Origin of the sequence: Delftia sp. WSY_16 (assembly GCF_043104415.1) — a bacterium.
Taxonomy (GTDB): domain Bacteria; phylum Pseudomonadota; class Gammaproteobacteria; order Burkholderiales; family Burkholderiaceae_C; genus Comamonas; species Comamonas tsuruhatensis.
In genome coordinates this window covers 105399-124174 of the sequence record NZ_JBICKS010000030.1, presented here as the reverse complement: position 1 = coordinate 124174, position 18776 = coordinate 105399, and the positions used below count along the sequence as shown (strand labels likewise).

Here is an 18776-nt window from a genome sequence, read left to right as displayed (position 1 = left end):
TGGCGGCCGGCGGTCAGCTGGCGGACTTGAACTTGGCCTGCAGCTCGGGCAGCAGCGGGTTGGCCGGCTCTATGCCCACGCGCTTTTCGGCGGCGATCAGCCAGCCCGTGCGGTGCCAGTCCTGCACCACCTTGTCCACGGCGGCGATGGTGTCGGCCTCGCCCTTGCGGGTCCAGACCACGGAAGGCGCGGGCAGCACCTCGCCGGCGATGGGGGCCGAGTACTGCGCCCATTCGGGGTTGCTGCGCAGCAGCGGGTAGATCAGCGTGCTGTCATGCACGGCGGCCACGCAGTTGCCGCCCTTGAGCGCCAGCAGCGAGTCCGACGAGCTCTTGTAGCCATGCACCTGGGCGCCGTACTCGCTGGCCAGCGGCTTGGCAAAGCTGCTGCCTTGGGACACGCACACGGGCTTGCCGCGCAGGTCTTCCCACTTGGCGATGCCGCTGCCCTTGCGCACGGCGGCAATGCCGCCCACGCGGTAGAAGGGCGTGGGCGCGTAGCCCAGGGTCTCGGCACGGTCGGGGTTGAGCTCCATGGAGGCGATCAGCAGATCCACCTTGCCGGCCTGCAGGAACTGCACGCGCGTGGCGGTCTGCACCTGGACCAGCTCGGCCTCCACGCCCAGGCCCTTGGCCAGGGCGCGTGCCAGCTCGGGGTTCCAGCCCACGAGCTGCTGGGTGGACGGGTCGATGGAGCCGAAGGGCCCGCCATTGACCAGCACGCCAATGGTGACCTTGCCGCGCTGCTTGATCTTGTCCAGCGTGGCATCGGCCCGGGCCTGGGTGCAGGCCAGGGCCAGCGCGGCGGCGATGAAGGTCAGGGATGCGGAAAGGGTGGCGCGGGGCTGGCGGCGCAGGGTGGGGCTTGTGTGCATGGCGGGAGCAGGGGGAGCGGGGAATAACAGGGCCAACGAAAGATGCGTACGCCCGCATCTTCTGGCCGCCCTTGACCCACGGCAACAAAGCTTTGGGAGCATGTTTATGCGCTTTGCGTCGCTGCATCAGGGTGATCACCAGGGGAATGTGGGCCCGAGGCAGGGCGGGTCGATGGTGTAATCGCGACGGCCGGGGTGCTGCGCCCACCGGCACCTCCCAGCGAGCCCTCTTCCATGCACCAAGCCCTAGCGTCCCTACTCGCCCCTCTCGCCTGCGCCGCCCTGCTGTGTGCCAGCCCCGTGGCCTGGGCCGCCAATCCCACCAGCTCGGGCAATTGCGAGGAAAGCTCCACCAACATGTCCGAGGTGCGCGCCTGCCTGCACGAGCAGAACGTGGCCATGGTCAAGGCCGCCTACGTCTCGCTGTCGCTCAAGCTCAAGGCCCGCATGCCCCAGGCGTCGGAAGAGCTGGAAGTGGCGCAGAGGAACTGGGTGCAGTACGCGCGCAGTGCCTGCGAGTTCCTCTCTGAATTCAATTCCGCCAGCTTTGCCAAGGACGATGCGCGCGCCAACTGCTGGAGCGACTTCGCCCGCGCCCGCGCCAAGCAGCTCAAGTCCTGGGAAATGCAGCTGGACAAGAAGCCCTGAGGGCGGGGATGCTGCTCACTGGTAGTTCAGCGTGAAGGTGGCCCTGCCGTTGGCCTGCCCCGTCGTGACTGCCGCAGCGGTCTGCACGTATTTGGCAGTCAGCGGGATCTTGAACTGGGCAACGCCCTGGACGATGGTTCCCGCACTCCATTGGTTGGTGTTGCCAGGCACGTTGGAATCCGGGCCGTAGCCGAGAGCGGTGCCATCCTTCAGTATCTGTATGCCTATTCCGGTGGCAACCGGCTTGCCGTCTGGCGCGGTCTGGCTCAAGGTCAGGACGGTGCTCTGATTGCTGGTGTCGTTGGCATCGGTGAGCGTGATGTGGGGGCGCAGAACGCTTTCGGGCGCGCCGCCCTTGCATTCCAGCGTGATGTCGAAGTGCTGGGGGATGGAGGTGGATTGGAGGCCCGTGAATCGCAGGATGGGCACAGCGCCCATGGGTACGGAGATGGTCGAGGCGGCCACCGAGCAGGAGGGACCGACCACCACCCTGGTGCGGCCGGACAGGTTGACGTTTCCTGCGGTGCAGCTGGGGCACTGGAATCGCATCTCGACGTTCATCCCGGAGCCCGTTAGCACGCCAGCGGAAACGCTCCCGGTTTTCACCAGCTCGATCCAGACATCCTGGGGGTGTGAACTGACATTCCAAAAATAACCCAGTGCGCCCGAATTATTTTCTGATTCGGTGGTAATGGGCATGGTTCTGCCACTGGGAGCGCTGGGGCCGCGCCATGTTGCCCACCAGCGGATTCCAATGCCGGGAATATTGGTGCTGTAGACATTATTGTATCCGGGCGTCTTGTTTCCGGATTGAACATTGGCGGCTACAACAGCTTTGGAAACATCGTACTCGAATGCCGTATTCAGCACTGCTCGAAGATTAAATACGGTTGCCGTAGACTTCCATAGCGTCGATCCGTTGGCGTAATTTCCGGGTACTGTTATTTCCTCGGGCAGTGAAATGCTGGAACTGGTGGGGGAGAATACGCCCCCGGCAAAGGCATTGGTGTTCATCGTTGCCGCTGAAAAGGCGATGAGAAATGGAAGGGCGATCAATGCAAGGCGGCGTACTTGCGAAGGAAATGAGGGAATGAAAGAAAAATGCATGATACTGATTCGGTCCATTGCTGAAGTATGATTCTCGAAAATATCACGCAATAGTTTTATCGAACTTTTGAGTGAATAATGAGGGGCTGGAAATGAAAGCATCGAATCATTCGATGTGTGGCCTCTTAGGTATTTCACACTCTACGCCGAAGATATGAGTTGATGCAATCAGATTGTTCTGAAAATGGAGCGTGGCTCAGTCAAAAGCCGCCCATGCACGCCATTCGTAAAGAGCAAGGCCCGCGTGTCACGGAGCCCGGGTGCGTGGGAGGTCGTGCAGACAAGCCAGGTTCAGTCCGCTCGCGGCCCCGGCGACTGTCGTGAGCGCGCCAGGCCGCTCAGGTACTGAGAGGTGCGGTCGAAGAAGCGTCCCTGGCACCTCTGGCGGCTTGCCAGAGCGCATCGGCCAGGGCTGTGATCTCAGGGGCCAGGTGCAGGCGTTCCAGCCAGCGGTCCGCAATGCCGCTGGCGCCGTGGAGGGCTCCTGCCAACTGGCCCGTGATGGCTGCCGTGGTGTCGGCGTCATCGCCCAGGTTGGCGGCCTGCAGCACTGCGCCTTCAAAGCTGTCATGCCTCGCAAAGCACCACAGGGCCGCCTCCAGGCTGTCCACTACGTAGCCGCTGCCGCGAATCTGTGCGGCCGGCTTGTCGCGATAGTCGCCACGGGCAATCTCCCGCAGGCGCGGGCTGGCGCTGTGTTCCAGGACACCGCCCAGATCCAGCACCTGCTGCCGGGGCAGGCCGCGCAGTGCCCGGCACAGCGCCACGGCGAACAGGCGGCAGGCCTGCAGGCATTCAGGTGCCGCATGGGTCGTGCGTGAGCTGAGTTCAGCCATGCGCTGCACCAGGTCCTCGTCGGGGCCGAAGAACATGGGCACGGGCGCCAGCCGCATCAGGGAGCCGTTGCCGGCCTGGTCCGGGTCGGGCGATCCGGCCAGCGGATCGCCGGTGTCCAGGAAGCGCTGGATGGCCGCCCTGGTGGCCATGCCGATGTCAAAGCAGTTGCCGGTGGAACTCCAGTACCCCCATTCGTACCAGTTGGCATAGCGCGTCATCTGGTCCTGCGGGTCGCAGCCGCCGCGCTGGAGCAGGCTTTCGGCCAGGCACAGGGCCATGGAGGTGTCGTCGGTCCACTTGCCTGCGGGCAGCGAGAACGGGCCGCCGCCGACCATGTCGGTCAGCGGCGCAAAGCTGCCGCGCGGCTGGAATTCCAGCGTCGTTCCCACGGCGTCGCCGCAGGCCAGGCCCAGCAGGGCACCACGGTATCGGTCCAGCGTGTCCATGGCCATGCCTGTGCTCTTGATCATGGTCGGTCAGGGAGCGGTGCTGCGCAGCCGCGCCCGCACCTGCATGAGGGCAAAGCCCAGCAGGTTCAGGCCCTGCCAGCGCGCGGGGTCGGTGACGCGCACATCGTCGGCAGCCAGGCCGATGCCCCAGATGGCGTCCACGGGGCTGGCTTCCACCAGCACGCGGTCGCCCGTGTTCAGCAGATAGCCGGCCAGGGCTGGGTTCTGGGAGAACTTGGCCTGGTTGGCGCGCACCACGATGCCCATGCGCGCGGCCACCCAGGCCGCTTCATCGAAGCCCTGGATGCCACGCCCCAGCTTCTTGGCCTCGCCCGGCGTGCGGCAGCGCACGATGGCGGCGTGCGCCGCCTCGTCGCCAAACAGCCGCGCCTTGCCCGCCATCATGAAATGCTCGGCCGTGGGGTAGTGCTGGCCATCGACCTCGAAGCCTGCCTCGAACCACTGGCTCATGCAGGTCTTGCCGATGGAGCCATCGGCCGCAGGCTGGTGGCCCCAGAACGGCAGAAAGCGCGGGGTGAGACCCTGGGCCATGGCGTGCTGGAGGTCTTGCAGGGAGGCGATGTGGTCTGTGGTGGTCATACGGAGTTCTCAGGTGCGCAATTCTTCCTGTCGAGCCGCACGTAGACGCGCTCCACGGGAGTCATGAGCATCGGATTTCCATCCTGGGCATGGGCCCGCTGCTCGGTGACGAAGGATGTCATGTCAATGACCTCCAGCAGTTCCTCCGTGGCGAAACTGCGTAGCAGCTTGCCACGCAAGCCCAGCTGGATGGCACGCAACGGCAGCTTGGCGCCGCTGGGGGCATGGTCCGGATCCCATTGCTGGCGCACCTCGGAGGTGGCCACCGCTTGCTGCCACTCGAGCAGGCCAGCGTAGAGCCGGGGGTTGAAGGTGGAAGGTACGGCGGCATCCAGCAGGCTCTCGAAGAAAGTCCGGCGTATGCGCAGGCCGAGGATGACTTCCTGGCCGGCCTTGGTCGCCCAGCCGCAGCGATACATCATCCAGAGGAAATTGGGCTTGATCCAGCTCATGCGCGTGAAGCTGAAGTCCGGGCCGCCGAACCGGCCATGCTCCAGCGCGTGAAGGCCGATGGCCGGGCGATAGGCCTGGTAGACCACCACGGTGGAGTCGTCGTAGTGGGCGAGGATGTGCTCTCCCTCGGAAGGCCAGGTGGCAGATTGCTGCAGGTAGGGTGCTGTTGCGAGATTCATGGTCTGTTCGTTGTCGTTGTCGCTGTCGTTGTTGTTGTTGTAGGTGTTCTGAGGGCGCTGCGCCACGCTGCAGGGCCGGTCCTTCACACCACCAGGCAGCCCTGCCGATCCGACAGGCCGATGGTGGCCTGCATGCCCGCCGTGAACTGCAGGTAGTCGGCCTCCATGCCGTCCGAGAAGATGACGCCATGGTCGGGCATGCGCGAGCGCAGGGTCAGCGGCTGGCCGGCGGTGACCTGGCCGTAGACCAGTTCGGCCGTGGAGGAGCGGCTGGGAAAGGGCTCGCGCACGGCGAAGTCCAGGCGTGGCGCATCCCAGGCGAAGGGCTGGTAGTCGAAGTCGGTGGACGCGCCGCGCACGGCGCGGGCAATGCCCATAGATCCCGTGACGATGCTCTTGATCCAGGCCGACGAGCCCAGCCCCGTGGCGACGATGAGGCCGGAGGACGACTGGGATTCCTGCCGGTCGCCCAGCGCGATGTCGTACAGGGCGGAGGTGTGGCTGCGCGGGCCGATGAACAGGTCGTTGGCGGCGCGCAGCACCTGGCCGTCGCTCAGGCGTGCCTCGGCCAGGGTGACGGCGCGCGTGGGACGGCGGTTGGCGGCCACGTCGCCCAGCAGGGCGGCCAGGTCGGCGGGGGCGAAGGGCAGCAGCAGGCCGTCCCAGCGCGCGGGCTCGGGGTTGACGCCGATGAGCGGCTGGCCGTCCAGGTATTTCATGGTGTTGGCCACCATGCCGTCCTGGCCCAGCGCCACCACGATGTCGTCGGCGCCGAAGACGAAGTTGGGCACCAGGGCGCGGTCCACGATCTGGTAGCGGCCGCGTGCCTCCAGCGCCTGCACCACGGCCTGCAGGGCGGCGGCGTAGGCGGCGCTTTCGCGCAGGTAGTCGCCGAAGTCTGCGCCCAGGTGCTCGATGTAGAAGCGCGCCTGGGACAGCGTGTGGTACCTGGCCACCAGCTCATCGAGCCGCGTGCGCCGCACCACCAGCACGGTCTTGCGTTCATTGGCGTTCACGGCGGCTCCTTGCGGGTTCGGTATCGGCCACGGCAGCTGCATGGCCTGCACCGGCGCCCATGAGCGACTGCAGCAGCTCGGGCGAGACGTTGAGCTGGCCGATGCGCTCGGCCTTCTCGGCAATGCCGCCAAAGGCCTGGGCGATGAGCTGGCCCGGCTGCATGCCCACGGCGGCCAGCGATTGCACGATGCGCGGATCGGCCTTTTCCAGGGCCTGCATGACGGCGCCCACGCGGTAGGCCTCGGCCTCGGCCAGGGTGCGGCTGTTGGCGGCCTGGCCTTCGACGAAGTCGCGGCGGCTGGCCTCCAGCGCCACGTCGGCGGACATCTGTTCGGCGCGCAGCTCGTTTTCCTTGCGCATCTGGGCGGCCTTGGCTTCCAGCTGGGCCTCGCGGATCTGGCGCTTTTTCTTTTCCACGGCCACGTCGGTATCGAGCTCGTTCTGGCGGATGGCGCGCTCGTTTTCCACGGCAGCCATGCGGCGGGCATACACGGCGTCGTCGGCGGCCTTGAGGTTGGACTCGCGCGCCTCGGCCTCCAGGGCGCGGGCGATGTCGGGCGTGGGTTTGACGGCCATGACCGAGACGCCCAGGATCTCCAGCCCCAGCGCCTCGATCTCGGGCTGGGCGGCCAGCTCCTGCTGGGCCGTGCGCGCAATGAGTGCCGAGGAGCGCAGCGCCTGCTTGAGCTCCAGCGCCTGCACGGCCTGCTGGATGATGACCTCGGCCTGCATGGTCACGCGGTCGCCCAGGCGCTGCGGGTCTTCGGACAGGTATTTCTGGCCGTCGCGCGCCAGGGAGAAGTCCATCAGCGTGGCGGTCTGGCGCGGTGTGCTGATGCGGTAGGTGACCTGGCCCTGCACGGTGACGCTCTGGAAGTCGGCCGTCACCAGCTCCAGCATGAAGTGGCAGTCCTGGCTGCCCACGGGCACCGCGACCAGGGTGGTGGTGGGCGCGTAGTAGAAGAAGGACTGGCCCGCACCCTCGCGCACCACCTTGCCGGCGCGGAACTGCATGAGGTGGACCGTGGGTTGGGACTTGATGAAACGGATGCCGAACATGGTGTTTCTCCTTTAAGTTGCTCTGTGCAACTTGTATGGGTTGCATAGTGCAACTTAAAATCCGGCACGTCAAGCACAATCCATCCCATGGCTGAAAAAAATTCCCCATCCCCGCAGGGCGCGCTGGACTTCCCGCGCCCGTTCACCACGGTGGACGTGGTCATCTTCACGGTGGCAGACGATGCCCTGCAGGTGCTGCTGGTGCAGCGCCCCACGGCGGGCAGCGAGCCCTTCCCGGGGCTGTGGGCGCTGCCCGGCGGCTTTGTGGATGTGCGCCAGGACGCGGACCTGCTGGCCTGCGCGCGGCGCAAGCTGCTGGACAAGACGGGCGTGGACAGCCCCTACCTGGAGCAGCTGGGAAGCTGGGGCGGCGCGGCGCGCGACCCGCGTGGCTGGTCGGCCACGCATGTGTATTTCGCGCTGATCCCGGGCCATGACCTGATCCTGGCCAAGGGAGCGAATGCGGCCGATGTGTCGTGGTTTGCCGTCGATGAACTGCTGCGCGCGCCTGCGCTGGCCTTCGACCACGGCGAGATCCTGCGCGCAGCGGTGGAGCGGTTGCGGGGCAAGGTGGAGTACACCTCGCTGCCGGCCTTTCTGCTGCCCGAGCCCTTCACGCTGCCGCAGCTGCAGCAGGCCTACGAAGTGGTGCTGGGCCGCCCCGTGGACAAGAGCGGTTTTCGCACGCGCATGATGGCGGCCGGCTTTCTGGTGGAGGCCGGCCAGGTGGAGGGCACGTCACGCCGCCCCGCCATGGGCTACCGCCTGGCCGACCGCAGCGCGCCCGTGGTGTTTCCGCGCACTTTCAGCCCGCGCGGGTGAGGGCGGCCTTCGATCAGGGCCAGGATCAGGATCAGGCGCCCAGCAGGCTGCAAAAGCGCTGCATGTCCACGTTGCCGCCGCTCAGGATGATGCCCACGCGCCGGCCGCGCAGCTCCTCGCCTTTCTGGCGCGCGGCGGCCAGGCCCAGGCACCCGGTGGGCTCGACCACGAGCTTCATGCGCGTGGCCAGGAAGCCCATGGCATCGACCAGCTCGGCATCGCTGGCGGTGAGGATGTCGGTCACGTCGCGCTGGATGATGGGGAAGGTGATGCCGCCCAGGTGCTGGGTCTGGGCGCCGTCGGCAATGGTCTTTGGGGTGTCTATGTGGACGATGCGGCCTGCGCGCAGCGACTGCTGGCCGTCGTTGCCGGCCTCGGGCTCCACGCCGTAGAGGGCGCAGCCGGGGCTGAGCGCGCGTGTGGACAGGGCGGTGCCCGACAGCAGGCCACCGCCGCCCAGCGGCACGAAGAGGGCGTCGAGCGGGCCGGTTTCCTCCAACAGTTCCTTGGCGGCCGTGCCCTGGCCGGCCAGCACGTCGGCATGGTCGTAGGGCGGGATCAGGGTCAGGCCGTGGCGCTCGGCCAGGTCGCGGCCGATCTGCTCGCGGTCTTCGGTATAGCGGTCGTAGACCACCACCTGGCCGCCATAGCCTTTGGTGGCCGCCACCTTGGCGGCCGGCGCGTCATGCGGCATGACGATGGTGGCGGGGATCTCCAGCAGCCGCGCTGCCAGGGCGATGGCCTGGGCGTGGTTGCCCGAGGAAAACGCCACCACGCCGGCCTTGCGCTGCGCGGCGCTGAAGCGAGACAGGGCGTTGAAGGCGCCCCGGAACTTGAAGGCGCCCATGCGCTGCAGGTTCTCGCACTTCAGGAAGACACGGGCGCCCAGCGCCTCGTCCAGCGTGCGCGAGGTGAGCACGGGCGTGCGGTGGGCATGGCCCTGGATGCGTTGGGCCGCTGCGGCCACGTCGTCATAGGTGGGAAGGCTTGTCATCGGTACGGGAGAGAAGGGGTTGCTGATCGGCGGGGTGCCGGGAGCTACTTGGCGTAGCTGTAGACCGTGGCGCGCGACACGCCCAGGTGGGCGGCAATGGTCTCCATGGAGCGGCGAAGGTCCAGCAGGCCGTCGCCCTTGAGTTCACGGACCAGGGCGCGCCGCTCCTCGGGCTTGAGGGCGCGCGGCGTGGTCGCCAGGCGCGCCGCGAACTGGTCGATGCGGGCGCGCACCGCGTCGGCACCGGCCCCGGCGCCCATGGGCGCCAGCATTTCGCGGGCCGGCGTGTCGCCGCTGACGGCGGCAAAGCGGTTGAGCATGCTCTGGAAGCCCTGGAACATCGTCAGGTCCACATTCATGCACAGGGCGGCGATGTAGCGGCCCTCGGAGTCGCGGATGCCGATGGACGTGCTCTTGGCCTGGCGGCCATCGGCGAACTGGTTGGGGTAGTTGGCGATGACCTGCTCGTAGCCGGCGTCCTGGATGCGGGCCAGGCCCAGCTCGGTCGCGCCCTGGCCGACCTCGCGGCCCGAGAGATTGTTGTGGATGGCCAGCACCGCATGGGACGGGTCGAGCAGGTCATGCACCACCACCTCGCAGAACGGGGCAAGGGTCTGGCCCAGGCCTTCGGCGATCTTGGCCACCTGTTCCAGCAGTTGGCGCTGCTCGGGAGTGCGTTGTGTCATATTGGACATTTTGTTTTGAATTGGACAAAATGTCAAAACTCAGGCGACCTGCCTTTTTGTCCGTTTCTTGTGCTCCCTGCCATGTTCGACACCCTTGTTCACCTGCTGCAATCCCAGGACGCGCGCTTTCGCGTGATCGAGCACCCTGCCGAGGGCCGCTCCGACCTCGTCGCCGAAATCCGGGGCACGGCACCCGGCCAGGGCGCCAAGGCCATGCTCTGCAAGAGCCGCGATGCGGCCGGTGCGGGCGATCCCCAGCTGTTCCTGGCCGTGCTGCCCGGCGACCGCAAGCTGGACTTCAAGCGCCTGGCCCAGGCCGTGGGCGTGCGCAAGGCCACGCTGGCCTCGCCAGAGGAGGCCCAGGCCGCCACCGGCTGCGTGATGGGATCGGTGCCGCCGTTCTCCTTCAACCCGCAGGTGCGCCTGGTGGTGGACCCGGCACTGGTGGAGCGCTTTGCCGAGATCGCCTTCAATGCGGGCCGGCTGGACCGCTCCATCGTGCTGGACTCGGCCGACTATGTGCGCATTGCCCGGCCCGCGCTGCACAGCCTGAGCGGGGATGGCGCCGATTGACCCGGGGGCCGGGCGGTGCCCACAATCGCAGCAACGCCCGCACATCCTCTCCTGACCATGACCACCCCTGCCAGGCAGTTCCCCGACCGGCCCGATGCGGCCGGCTTTGTGCGTGCGGCGCTGGCTGCCGCACTGGCCCAGGTGCAGTCGCATATGGATGCCGTGGACGCCGGCAGCGGCGAGGCCGAACGCATCCACCAGCTGCGCGTGGCCCTGCGGCGCCTGCGCACCCTGCTGCGCGAATGCGCAGGGCTGGCGCCCGGCATGCGCGCCGAATGGGATGCCCCGCTGGCCCTGGCCTTTGCGCGCCTGGGCACGCTGCGCGATGCCGGCACCCTGGCCGACGTGGTGCGGCCGCTGCTGCAGGACGCCGATGCGCCCTTGTGCGATTGGGCCGTGCCGGATGCCGGGCAGGCCGACGCGGACGCGGCCGCTGCGGTCCGCGAGCCGCAGTTCCTGCAAACGCTGGCCGAGATCCATGCGCTGGCGCAGGCGCCTGCAGGCAAGCGGCAGCCCGGCCTGGTCAGCCTGTCCGCCGCAGGCACGCGCAAGTACCTGGCACGGCGGCTGGCGCGCCTGCACCGCCAGGTGCTGCGCGACGGCCGGCAGTTCGACCGCCTGCCGCTGGCGCAGCAGCACCGCGTGCGCAAGCGGCTCAAGCGCCTGCGCTACCTGGCGGACTTTGCGCGGGAATTCGCGCCCGGAATGTGGCCCGGCAAAAAGGGCCGGCGCTTTGCCGAGGCGCTGGTGCCCGCCCAGGACGCGCTGGGCCTGCACAACGACATGGCCGTGGCGGCCGCGCTTTTTCGTGACGAGGCCGGCACGGATCCGCGCGCCTGGTTTGCCGCCGGCTACCTGCAGGCCCGCCTGGCCACCAGCGCGCGCAGCAGCCGCCGCGCGCTGCGTGCGCTGGCCCGCGTGTCGGGCTTCTGGGCCTAGACCGCATCAGCGATAATCCGCCGCTGGCGCACCGCCGCAGCCCCTGGGCCGTGGCGGTGCGCTGTTGCTGAAGGTGCCCCATGCCGCTTGCCGGCCAGGGGTTCAACGGGAAGCAGGTGCGCGATGCCATCGAGGTGGCCGCTCGCAATGCCTGCGCTGCCCCCGCAACGGTCAGCGGAATACAACTCCCCACGCTGGCGCGCCACCCACCGGTTGCGCGCCGCAAGCCACTGTGTCTGGACGGACATGGGAAGGCGGGGATGCCTGCTGCAGCGCGCCCACGATGCGCGCCGCAGCGTTCCGCAAGCCCGGATACCGGCCTTCTGCATTGCTTTCGGACGCCGCGGGAGTGCGCCTGTCCGGTCCGGCCCCAGCCTGCGCTGGCGTGGCCGGCTCCGGCGTGCGCGCCGTGCGGCGTGGTTCAGACGATAGGCCCCACGGGTGACTGGGGCAGTTGGATTCAACGCATGCGCTTCGCTTCTTTGGCCGCCGATTGTTCCGGCCCCTTTCCCCTTCCTCCCTTCCTGCGCCCGGCCACCGCTGCGGCCGTGCTGGCCTGCTGCGCCGCGGCGGCCGGCGCCGCACAGGAACCGGCGGCCGGTAAAGCCGGTGCATCCGCCGACGATGCGCTGGACGCCGTCTTCGTGACCGCCACGGCGCGGCCCGAGGCGCGCAGCCGCATCGCGGGCACCACGCAGACCATCGACCGCGAGGCCATAGAGCGCTCCAGCGCGCGCTCGGTCACCGACCTGCTGGCCGAGAACGCCGTGGGCTTTCTCAGCGAATGGACGGCGGCCCAGACCTCGATGAACCTGCGCGGCGCCTCCACCGACGGCCAGGGGCGCGACTTCCGCAGCCAGGTGCTGGTGCTGGTCAACGGCCGGCGCGCGGGCACGGCCAACCTGTCCAAGCTCAGCCCCTCGGATGTGGAGCGCATCGAGATCGTGCGCGGCCCGTCCTCGGTGATCTACGGCAGCCAGGCCATGGGCGGGGTGGTCAACATCATCATGAAGACGGGAGCGACCGCACCCGGCACGCGCGCCCAGGTCCAGGCCGGTTCATGGGACCTGTGGCGTACCGATGCGCAGACGGCCGGCGCCAATGACCGCTTCGACTGGTACTTCGGCGTGAGCGCAGGCGGGCGCGGCGACTACGAGTCGGGCGACGGCGGCACGCGCATGGAGAACACGGGCTGGAAGCGGCGCGGCGCCAGTGGCGCCCTGGGCTGGCAGCTGCACGAGCTGCACCGCGTGGAGCTGCAGCTGCGCACGGACGGCATCTACAACGCGGGCTTTCGCGGATCGGGCGCCAACATCTACAGCCGCGACAACCGCAGCAACCGCTCGCTGGACCTGACCTACGAGGGCGCGCTGCCCGGCCAGCGCCTGAGCTGGACGACCCACCTCTACAGCCTGGTCGATACCGATGAGTTCAACTGGGCCTCGCCCGTGATCCGCTCGGGCAACAGCGCCGTGCCCGGCACGGCGCGCGACTACAACCACCGCCAGCTGGACGCCACGGGCCTGCGCTTTCAGCCGCGCCTGCGTGTCAGCCAGACCAATGACCTGCTGATGGGCTTTGACTGGGAGCGCAGCAAGCTGCGCTCCGACCGCCTGCGCGTGGCCATGCCGGGCGGCCCGGCGGGCCAGGTTGCGCCCTACGACAACAACCAGACCGAGCAGGTGCACGCGCTGTACGTCGAGGACGCGCAGACCCTGTTCGACGACCGCCTCACGCTGCGCGCCGGCCTGCGCAAGACCTGGGGCACGACACGCTTCGACGAGACGCCCAACCTGGCCCTGGCCCAGGCCAGCACGCGCGACTACGACAACCACACCTGGTCGGCCGGCGCCACCTGGAAGGCCACGGACCGGCTTACGCTGCGCGCTGCGGCCTCCACGGGCTTTCGCGCGCCCACGGCCACGGAGCTGGCCTCGGACTTCACGGCCGTCGGCGGTGGCCGCACCTTCGGCAACCCCAACCTCAAGCCCGAGACCAGCCGCCAGATCGAGGTCGGCGCCGCGCTGCAGCAGCCCGGCTGGCGCGTGGATGCGGCCCTGTTCCAGAACACCATCAGCGACCGCATCATCACCGTCTCGCGCGGGGCCACGACCAATACCTCGGACTACGCCAACAACGCGGCCGACATCGTGGCGCGCGGCCTGGAAATGCAGGCCGACATGGACCTGGCGCGGGCGCTGAACCTGACGGGCCACCAGCTCAAGGCCTGGGCTGGCGGCTACTACCACTTCAGCATGCGGGACAAGGGATCGCCAGCGTCGGCCAATACCGACAAGGTGCAGCGCATGTACCGCTACGAGGCCTCGGCCGGCGTGCGCTACGGGCGCGGCAGCGGGCGCCTGCAGGGCGACTGGAGCCTGCAGCTGTCCACGCTGCTGCGCGGTCCCATGTGGTACGACACGGAAGAGGCGCTGCTCATCCCGCAGGGCGAGCCCCGCAGCACCTTCATCCACCGCAAGGGCGCCTTCACCATCTGGAACCTGCGTGCCGACTACCGCGTGTCGCCGGGCGTCAAGCTGTTCGCGGCCGTGAACAACCTGTTCGACCTGAACCGCCATCCCATCTTCATCGCGCTGGACCGCGCGCCCTGCATCGCCAACCCGGCGTACCAGAACGGCGGCTGCGGAACGTCGATGGCCGGGCGCGAACTCATGGTCGGCCTGCAAGCAGAGTTTTGAGGACCATGGCATGAGGCAATCCAGCACCACGCGCCGCCAGTTGCTGCGCCAGGGCGCGGCGGCGGCCCTGGGCTGCGGCCTGCCCGCGGCCTGGGCCGACACCGTCGCTGCAGGCGGTCCGGTGGTGCTGCAGGATGCGCTGGGCCGGCGCGTGGAGATTGCCGCGCCGCCGCAGCGCATCGTCTCCATCTTTGCCTCCAACACCGAGCTGGTGGCCGCGCTGGGCCTGCTGGACCGCGTGGTGGGCGTGGAGGATTTCACGCGCTTTCCGCCGGGCGTGGAGCGCATTCCCAAGGTGGGCGGGCGGCTGGGGTTTTCGGTGGACGCCGTGGTGGCGCGCCAGCCGGACCTGGTCATCGTCACGCCCGCGCGCCAGGCAGCGCACCAGCTGGTCGATCCCATGGAGCGCATCGGCGTGCCGGTGATGGTGCTGCTCAGCCGCTCGCTGGCCGAGGTGATGGACAACCTGCGCCTGGTGGCCCGCGCCACGGGCGTGCAGGCGCGCGGCCAGGCGCTGGCCCTGGCGCAGGAGGCGCGGCTGCTGCGCGTGGACCGGCAGGTGGCCGGCCAGCCCCGGCCGCGCGCCCTCATGGTCACGGGCCGGCTGGGCAACGGCATGCTGCTGGCGGCACGCCCTGGCACCTATACCGGCGAGGCCATGGTGCGCGCGGGCGCTTCGTTCGCGCTGGACGGCCTGGGCACCGTGCCCCAGGTCTCGCCCGAGGCCGTGCTGGCCGCCGACCCCGACGTGCTGCTGTTCGCTGGCACGCAGGAGGCCATGCAGGACCTGATCGGCCAGCGCGGCTGGCGCGACCTGCGTGCCGTGCGCGGCGGCCGGGCCACCACGGTGGCGCGTGCCGAGTTCCTGATTCCCGGGCCGCGCACCTTCGGCGGCGTGGAAAAGCTCTCGCGCTGGCTGCACCCTGCGGCCTGGGCCGGGGAGGCCGCATGAATTCCCTTTCACATCCACCTGCGTGGCGCCCCTGGGCCGGTGCGGTCCTGCTGCTGCTGGCCAGCCTGCTGATCGCCGCCTGCGCGGGCCACCAGTGGGCCAGCCCTGCCGACCTGCTGGCCGCGCTGGGCGGCGAAGACAGCCTGCGCAGCCGGCTGCTGCTGCAGTGGCGCGTGCCGCGCGTGCTGGCAGCCGCCCTGGTGGGCGCGCTGCTGGGGCTGTCGGGCGCCATCTTCCAGGGCGTGTTCCGCAATCCGCTGGCCGAGCCCTATCTGCTGGGCGCCTCGGGCGGCGCGGCGCTGGGGGCGACTGTCGCCCTGCTGGTTCCGATGCATCTATTGTTCGGCCTGCCCCAGGCCTGGACGCTGCCCGTGCTGGCCTTTGCGGGCGCCTGGGGCTCGACCGTGCTGGTGCTGGCCGTCTCGCGCGTGGCCGGTGCCACCGATGCGGCCGGCATGCTGCTGGCCGGCGTGGCGCTGGCGGCCGTGCTGGGCGCGCTGCGCTCGTTCCTGATGCTGGCGCTGTCCGATGAGACGGTGAGCCTGCAGGTGGTGCTCAGCTGGGTGCTGGGCGGCATACAGACGCCGTCGTGGAGCGGCCTGGGCCTGCTGGCCGGCGCCTCCCTGGCCTGCCTGGCCGGGGCCATGGCGCTGGCGCGCGGGCTGGACCTGCTGGGCCTGGGGCAGGATGCGGCCCAGGGCTTCGGCCTGGACGTGGCGCGCTTCACGCCGCTGGCCGTGCTGGCCGGCTCGCTGGTGGTGGCCGTGGCCGTGGCCTATGGCGGGCTGGTGGCTTTCGTGGGCCTGGCTGCGCCGCACATCGCGCGCTGGATGGCGGGACCGCTGCACCGCGCGGCCCTGCCGGCGTCGGCGCTCACGGGCGCCATCATCGTCACGCTGGCCGATGCGATTGCGCGCAGCGTGCTGCCGCCGGCCGAAATCCCGCTGGGCCTGGTCACGGCCGTGGCCGGCGGGCCCTTCTTCATCGTGCTGCTGGCGCGCAGGCTGAGGTCCGCATGAACGATCAAGCCATGGACGACGCCGTGCCACGCCTGCAGGCCCGGTCCCTCACGCTGCGCCATCGTGGCCGCAGCGTGCTCGATGCGGTCTCTGTGCAGCTGCCCCCGCGCGGCGCCGTGGCCCTGGTCGGACCCAATGGCGCAGGCAAGTCCAGCCTGCTGTCCCTGCTGGCGGGGCTGCAGGCGCCTGCATCCGGCAGCGTGCTGCTGGACGGGCAAGACATCGCAACCCTGCCCGTGGCCGAGCGCGCACGCCGCGTGGGCTACATGCCCCAGCGCTTTGCGCCGCACTGGGACCTGACGCTGGCCGAGCTCACGCACATGCGGCTGGCGGGCCGGGGTGGTGTCGAGGCGGCCATTGCAGGCGCCGGGCTGCAGGATTTCGCGCGCAGGCGCTGGTCCACGCTGTCCGGCGGCGAGCAGGCGCGTGCCCTGCTGGCCACCGTGCTGGCCACCGACCCGCCCGTGCTGCTGGCCGACGAGCCCGGCGCCGCGCTGGACGTGCGCCACCGCCTGGCCCTGGTGCAGGCGCTGGCGCAGCGTGGGCGCGAGCGGCTGGTGCTGGTGGTCATGCATGACCTGGACCTGGCGCTGGCGCACTTCGGGCGCGTCATCGTGCTGGACCAGGGGCGCATTGCGCTCGATGGAGCCCCTGCCGAGCTGCTGCATGCGCCGGGGCTGGATGCCGTGTTCGGCGTGGATTTCGAGCGCATCGACGCACCCCCGCAAACCTTGCTGCGCGCGCGGCTGAAACAGGAGAACTGACCCCATGCGCATCGATCTGGCCGGCTGGACGCGCGACGCCACGCGCGGCGGGCACCGTGAATTCCTGGCGCTGTTCGAGCGCGCCGAGCGCCTGGGTTTCGAGGGCGTGTGGTTCAACGAATTCCGCGTGCCCGATACCGCCTGGCCCTATCCCTCGCCCCTGCTGCTGGCCGCCGCCGTGCTGGCGCGCACCGAGCGGCTGCGCGTGGGCACCTCGGTGCTGGTGCTGCCGCTGCACCACCCGCTGATGCTGGCCGAGGAGATTGCCCAGCTGGACCTGCAAAGCGCCGGCCGCATCGACGTGGGCGTGGGCCGGGGCACGGAGCCGGCCGCGCTGCGCGCCCTGCAGATCGATGCGGACTGCACGCGCGAACGCTTTGCGCAGTCCTGCCGCATCCTGGTGGAGGCGCTGTCGGGCAGGCCCATCGTGGCGGGGCAGGGGCCGTGGAGCTTCGAGGACCGGCCCGCCCTGCCTTCGACCGTGCAGCGCCCCCATCCTCCGATCTATGTGGCCGGCTCCACGGCAGAGACCCTGGGCTTTGCCGTCGATCAGAATCTGCCCCTGCTGCTGAGCCTGGAGCCGCCCGAAGGCATGCAGCTGGAGCGCCTGGAGGCCGCTGCCCGGGAGCGCGGGCGCGATGCCGCCGCGCTGCGTGCGCGTTCATCGCTGGCGCGCTATGTCTGCATCGGTGCCGACGAGGCCGCCGTGCAGGCCCGGCTGGCCACGCTGTGGCCGCAGCTGTACCAGCGCCGCGTGTACTTCGCGGGCAAGCGCGGCGTGCCGGCCGACCAGGTGCTGCCCATCGATGTGACGCGCGTGCTGGCCGAGCAATTCATCCATGGCACGCCCGAGCAGTGCCATGCGCAGATCACCGCCTTGCGCGAGCGCACGGGCATTGGCCAGCTGCGCTGCGTCTTCAACGCCAACGGCCTGTGGAGCGACGCCCAGGCCCTCGCCGGCATGGAGCTGTTTGCGCAGGAGGTTCTTCCTTCATTGCGCAGCGCCGTGCCTTTCGCCACCGTCTGACTTCCTCTTTTTTCTGGAGAACCTTCCATGCAAACCGCCAAGATTCCCGCCACCATCGTCACCGGCTTCCTGGGCAGCGGCAAGACCACGCTGCTGCGCCACATCCTGGACAACGCCGATGGCCGGCGCATCGCGGTCATCGTCAACGAGTTCGGCGAGCTGGGCATCGACGGCGAGATCCTCAAGGGCTGCGGCATCGGCTGCGACGACGAGGGCAACGAGCGCGAAGGCGCGCTGTACGAGCTGGCCAACGGCTGCATGTGCTGCACGGTGCAGGAGGAGTTCTTCCCCGTGATGCGCGCGCTGGCCGAGCGCCGCGACCAGATCGACGCCGTGATCATCGAGACCTCGGGCCTGGCCCTGCCCAAGCCCCTGGTCCAGGCCTTCCAGTGGCCCGAGATCGCCAACGTGTTCACCGTGGACGCGGTGGTCACCGTGGTGGACACGCCAGCGGCCGCCAGCGGCCAGTTCGCCGCCAATCCCCAGGCCGTGGACGAGCTGCGCCGCGCCGACCCCAACCTGGACCACGAATCGCCGCTGCACGAACTCTTCGAGGACCAGCTGGGCGCGGCCGACCTGGTGGTGCTCAACAAGACCGACCTGGCCGATGCCGAGGCCCTGGCGCGCGTGACCGCCCTGGTGCGCGAGGAGCTGCCGCCCGAGGTCAAGATCGTGCAATCGTCCCAGGGCCGCCTGCCGCTGGACGTGGTGCTGGGCCTGGCCAAGGCGGCCGAGACCACCATCGACCAGCGCGTGAGCCACCACGACCACGACGAGGACCATGACCACGACGACTTCGACTCCTACGTGATCGACCTGCCCGCCGTGGACCGCGACCGCCTGCTGGCCGCGCTGGAGACGCTGGTGGAGCAGCACAGCATCCTGCGCGTCAAGGGCTTTGCCGAGATCCCGGGCAAGCCCATGCGCTGGCTGCTGCAGGGCGTGGGCCGCCGCTTCGACCACCATTTCGACCGCGCCTGGCGCGAGGGCGAGGCACGCGGCACGCGCCTGGTGTTCATCGGGCAAGACCTTGACGAAGCAGCGCTGCGCAAGGGCCTGGAGAATGTGGCCGCCTGAC

General features: G+C 69.3%; 19 protein-coding genes and 1 riboswitch. Of the genes, 10 read left to right on the top strand and 9 right to left on the bottom strand.

Annotated features, from left to right (window positions below; genetic code table 11):
• Positions 1-13: 13 nt before the first annotated feature.
• Positions 14-874 (bottom strand): transporter substrate-binding domain-containing protein, encoded by an 861-nt coding sequence (locus tag ACF8O7_RS15985; protein ID WP_047327838.1) that lies wholly within the window; start codon positions 872-874, stop codon positions 14-16.
• A gap of 234 nt (positions 875-1108) precedes the next feature.
• On the opposite strand from ACF8O7_RS15985, the gene ACF8O7_RS15980 reads away from it, so the two are divergent.
• Entirely contained in the window at positions 1109-1522 is a 414-nt protein-coding gene (locus tag ACF8O7_RS15980; protein ID WP_012207561.1) for a lysozyme inhibitor LprI family protein, read from the top strand.
• 15 nt (positions 1523-1537) lie between these two features.
• Here ACF8O7_RS15980 and ACF8O7_RS15975 read toward each other — a convergent pair whose 3' ends face one another.
• The 6 genes from ACF8O7_RS15975 to ACF8O7_RS15950 form a co-directional block, all read right to left on the bottom strand.
• Complete coding sequence (locus tag ACF8O7_RS15975; RefSeq protein ID WP_392443791.1) at positions 1538-2629, bottom strand: fimbrial protein; 1092 nt, start codon at positions 2627-2629, stop codon at positions 1538-1540.
• A gap of 338 nt (positions 2630-2967) precedes the next feature.
• Entirely contained in the window at positions 2968-3936 is a 969-nt protein-coding gene (locus ACF8O7_RS15970; protein ID WP_392443789.1) for an ADP-ribosylglycohydrolase family protein, read from the bottom strand.
• Between the two features lie 6 nt (positions 3937-3942).
• Positions 3943-4515 carry an NADAR family protein gene (locus ACF8O7_RS15965; protein WP_046239246.1) on the bottom strand — a complete coding sequence of 191 codons (573 nt, stop codon included), beginning with the start codon at positions 4513-4515 and terminating at the stop codon, positions 3943-3945.
• Positions 4512-5213: a DUF4291 domain-containing protein gene (locus ACF8O7_RS15960; protein WP_392443787.1), complete on the bottom strand. Its 702-nt coding sequence runs from the start codon at positions 5211-5213 to the stop codon at positions 4512-4514. The genes ACF8O7_RS15965 and ACF8O7_RS15960 overlap by 4 nt, the downstream gene beginning before the upstream one ends.
• Positions 5214-5230: 17 nt before the next feature.
• Positions 5231-6163, bottom strand: coding sequence for a hypothetical protein (locus tag ACF8O7_RS15955; RefSeq protein WP_016448796.1), 933 nt, complete (start codon positions 6161-6163; stop codon positions 5231-5233).
• Complete coding sequence (locus ACF8O7_RS15950) at positions 6150-7223, bottom strand: SPFH domain-containing protein (RefSeq protein WP_280047466.1); 1074 nt, start codon at positions 7221-7223, stop codon at positions 6150-6152. The genes ACF8O7_RS15955 and ACF8O7_RS15950 overlap by 14 nt, the downstream gene beginning before the upstream one ends.
• A gap of 87 nt (positions 7224-7310) precedes the next feature.
• Between ACF8O7_RS15950 and ACF8O7_RS15945 the strand changes: the two genes are divergently transcribed.
• Positions 7311-8045 (top strand): NUDIX domain-containing protein, encoded by a 735-nt coding sequence (locus ACF8O7_RS15945; protein ID WP_016448794.1) that lies wholly within the window; start codon positions 7311-7313, stop codon positions 8043-8045.
• Positions 8046-8076: 31 nt separating this feature from the next.
• Here the strand turns inward: ACF8O7_RS15945 and ACF8O7_RS15940 are convergent, their stop codons facing one another.
• Both ACF8O7_RS15940 and ACF8O7_RS15935 read right to left on the bottom strand, forming a co-directional pair.
• Positions 8077-9039, bottom strand: coding sequence for a threo-3-hydroxy-L-aspartate ammonia-lyase (locus ACF8O7_RS15940; protein WP_244387804.1), 963 nt, complete (start codon positions 9037-9039; stop codon positions 8077-8079).
• 44 nt (positions 9040-9083) lie between these two features.
• Complete coding sequence (locus ACF8O7_RS15935; protein WP_392443785.1) at positions 9084-9725, bottom strand: transcriptional regulator; 642 nt, start codon at positions 9723-9725, stop codon at positions 9084-9086.
• A gap of 81 nt (positions 9726-9806) precedes the next feature.
• Between ACF8O7_RS15935 and ACF8O7_RS15930 the strand changes: the two genes are divergently transcribed.
• From ACF8O7_RS15930 to cobW, 8 genes are all read left to right on the top strand, one after another.
• Positions 9807-10298, top strand: a complete 492-nt coding sequence (locus ACF8O7_RS15930; RefSeq protein WP_016448791.1) for a YbaK/prolyl-tRNA synthetase associated domain-containing protein — start codon at positions 9807-9809, stop codon at positions 10296-10298.
• A 57-nt stretch (positions 10299-10355) separates the two neighbouring features.
• Positions 10356-11237 carry a CHAD domain-containing protein gene (locus ACF8O7_RS15925; RefSeq protein ID WP_392443783.1) on the top strand — a complete coding sequence of 294 codons (882 nt, stop codon included), beginning with the start codon at positions 10356-10358 and terminating at the stop codon, positions 11235-11237.
• 54 nt (positions 11238-11291) lie between these two features.
• Positions 11292-11576: riboswitch (cobalamin riboswitch) on the top strand.
• 128 nt (positions 11577-11704) lie between these two features.
• A complete protein-coding gene (locus ACF8O7_RS15920) occupies positions 11705-13936 on the top strand; it encodes a TonB-dependent receptor (protein WP_312841215.1) in 2232 nt (743 codons plus the stop codon).
• 10 nt (positions 13937-13946) lie between these two features.
• The gene (locus tag ACF8O7_RS15915; protein WP_392414357.1) at positions 13947-14888 is read left to right on the top strand and encodes an ABC transporter substrate-binding protein; all 942 of its coding nucleotides are present in this window, start codon (positions 13947-13949) and stop codon (positions 14886-14888) included.
• On the top strand, positions 14885-15907 hold the full coding sequence (locus ACF8O7_RS15910) for an iron ABC transporter permease (protein WP_074923769.1): 1023 nt from the start codon (positions 14885-14887) through the stop codon (positions 15905-15907). The genes ACF8O7_RS15915 and ACF8O7_RS15910 overlap by 4 nt, the downstream gene beginning before the upstream one ends.
• Positions 15904-16671, top strand: coding sequence for an ABC transporter ATP-binding protein (locus ACF8O7_RS15905; protein WP_209671168.1), 768 nt, complete (start codon positions 15904-15906; stop codon positions 16669-16671). Before ACF8O7_RS15910 ends, ACF8O7_RS15905 begins: the two co-directional genes overlap by 4 nt.
• 4 nt (positions 16672-16675) lie before the next feature.
• Entirely contained in the window at positions 16676-17698 is a 1023-nt protein-coding gene (locus ACF8O7_RS15900; RefSeq protein ID WP_392443780.1) for an LLM class flavin-dependent oxidoreductase, read from the top strand.
• 27 nt (positions 17699-17725) lie between these two features.
• Entirely contained in the window at positions 17726-18775 is a 1050-nt protein-coding gene (gene cobW / locus ACF8O7_RS15895; protein WP_017407718.1) for a cobalamin biosynthesis protein CobW, read from the top strand.
• The last annotated feature ends 1 nt before the right edge of the window (position 18776 follow it).

Bases quoted from the DNA above. Each gene is read 5' to 3' on its own strand.
- ACF8O7_RS15985 (WP_047327838.1), bottom strand. From the start codon at position 874: ATGCACACAAGCCCCACCCTGCGCCGCCAGCCCCGCGCCACCCTTTCC.
- ACF8O7_RS15980 (WP_012207561.1), top strand. From the start codon at position 1,109: ATGCACCAAGCCCTAGCGTCCCTACTCGCCCCTCTCGCCTGCGCCGCC.
- ACF8O7_RS15975 (WP_392443791.1), bottom strand. From the start codon at position 2,629: ATGCATTTTTCTTTCATTCCCTCATTTCCTTCGCAAGTACGCCGCCTT.
- ACF8O7_RS15970 (WP_392443789.1), bottom strand. From the start codon at position 3,936: ATGATCAAGAGCACAGGCATGGCCATGGACACGCTGGACCGATACCGT.
- ACF8O7_RS15965 (WP_046239246.1), bottom strand. From the start codon at position 4,515: ATGACCACCACAGACCACATCGCCTCCCTGCAAGACCTCCAGCACGCC.
- ACF8O7_RS15950 (WP_280047466.1), bottom strand. From the start codon at position 7,223: ATGTTCGGCATCCGTTTCATCAAGTCCCAACCCACGGTCCACCTCATG.
- ACF8O7_RS15945 (WP_016448794.1), top strand. From the start codon at position 7,311: ATGGCTGAAAAAAATTCCCCATCCCCGCAGGGCGCGCTGGACTTCCCG.
- ACF8O7_RS15940 (WP_244387804.1), bottom strand. From the start codon at position 9,039: ATGACAAGCCTTCCCACCTATGACGACGTGGCCGCAGCGGCCCAACGC.
- ACF8O7_RS15935 (WP_392443785.1), bottom strand. From the start codon at position 9,725: ATGACACAACGCACTCCCGAGCAGCGCCAACTGCTGGAACAGGTGGCC.
- ACF8O7_RS15930 (WP_016448791.1), top strand. From the start codon at position 9,807: ATGTTCGACACCCTTGTTCACCTGCTGCAATCCCAGGACGCGCGCTTT.
- ACF8O7_RS15925 (WP_392443783.1), top strand. From the start codon at position 10,356: ATGACCACCCCTGCCAGGCAGTTCCCCGACCGGCCCGATGCGGCCGGC.
- ACF8O7_RS15920 (WP_312841215.1), top strand. From the start codon at position 11,705: ATGCGCTTCGCTTCTTTGGCCGCCGATTGTTCCGGCCCCTTTCCCCTT.
- ACF8O7_RS15915 (WP_392414357.1), top strand. From the start codon at position 13,947: ATGAGGCAATCCAGCACCACGCGCCGCCAGTTGCTGCGCCAGGGCGCG.
- ACF8O7_RS15910 (WP_074923769.1), top strand. From the start codon at position 14,885: ATGAATTCCCTTTCACATCCACCTGCGTGGCGCCCCTGGGCCGGTGCG.
- ACF8O7_RS15905 (WP_209671168.1), top strand. From the start codon at position 15,904: ATGAACGATCAAGCCATGGACGACGCCGTGCCACGCCTGCAGGCCCGG.
- ACF8O7_RS15900 (WP_392443780.1), top strand. From the start codon at position 16,676: ATGCGCATCGATCTGGCCGGCTGGACGCGCGACGCCACGCGCGGCGGG.
- cobW (WP_017407718.1), top strand. From the start codon at position 17,726: ATGCAAACCGCCAAGATTCCCGCCACCATCGTCACCGGCTTCCTGGGC.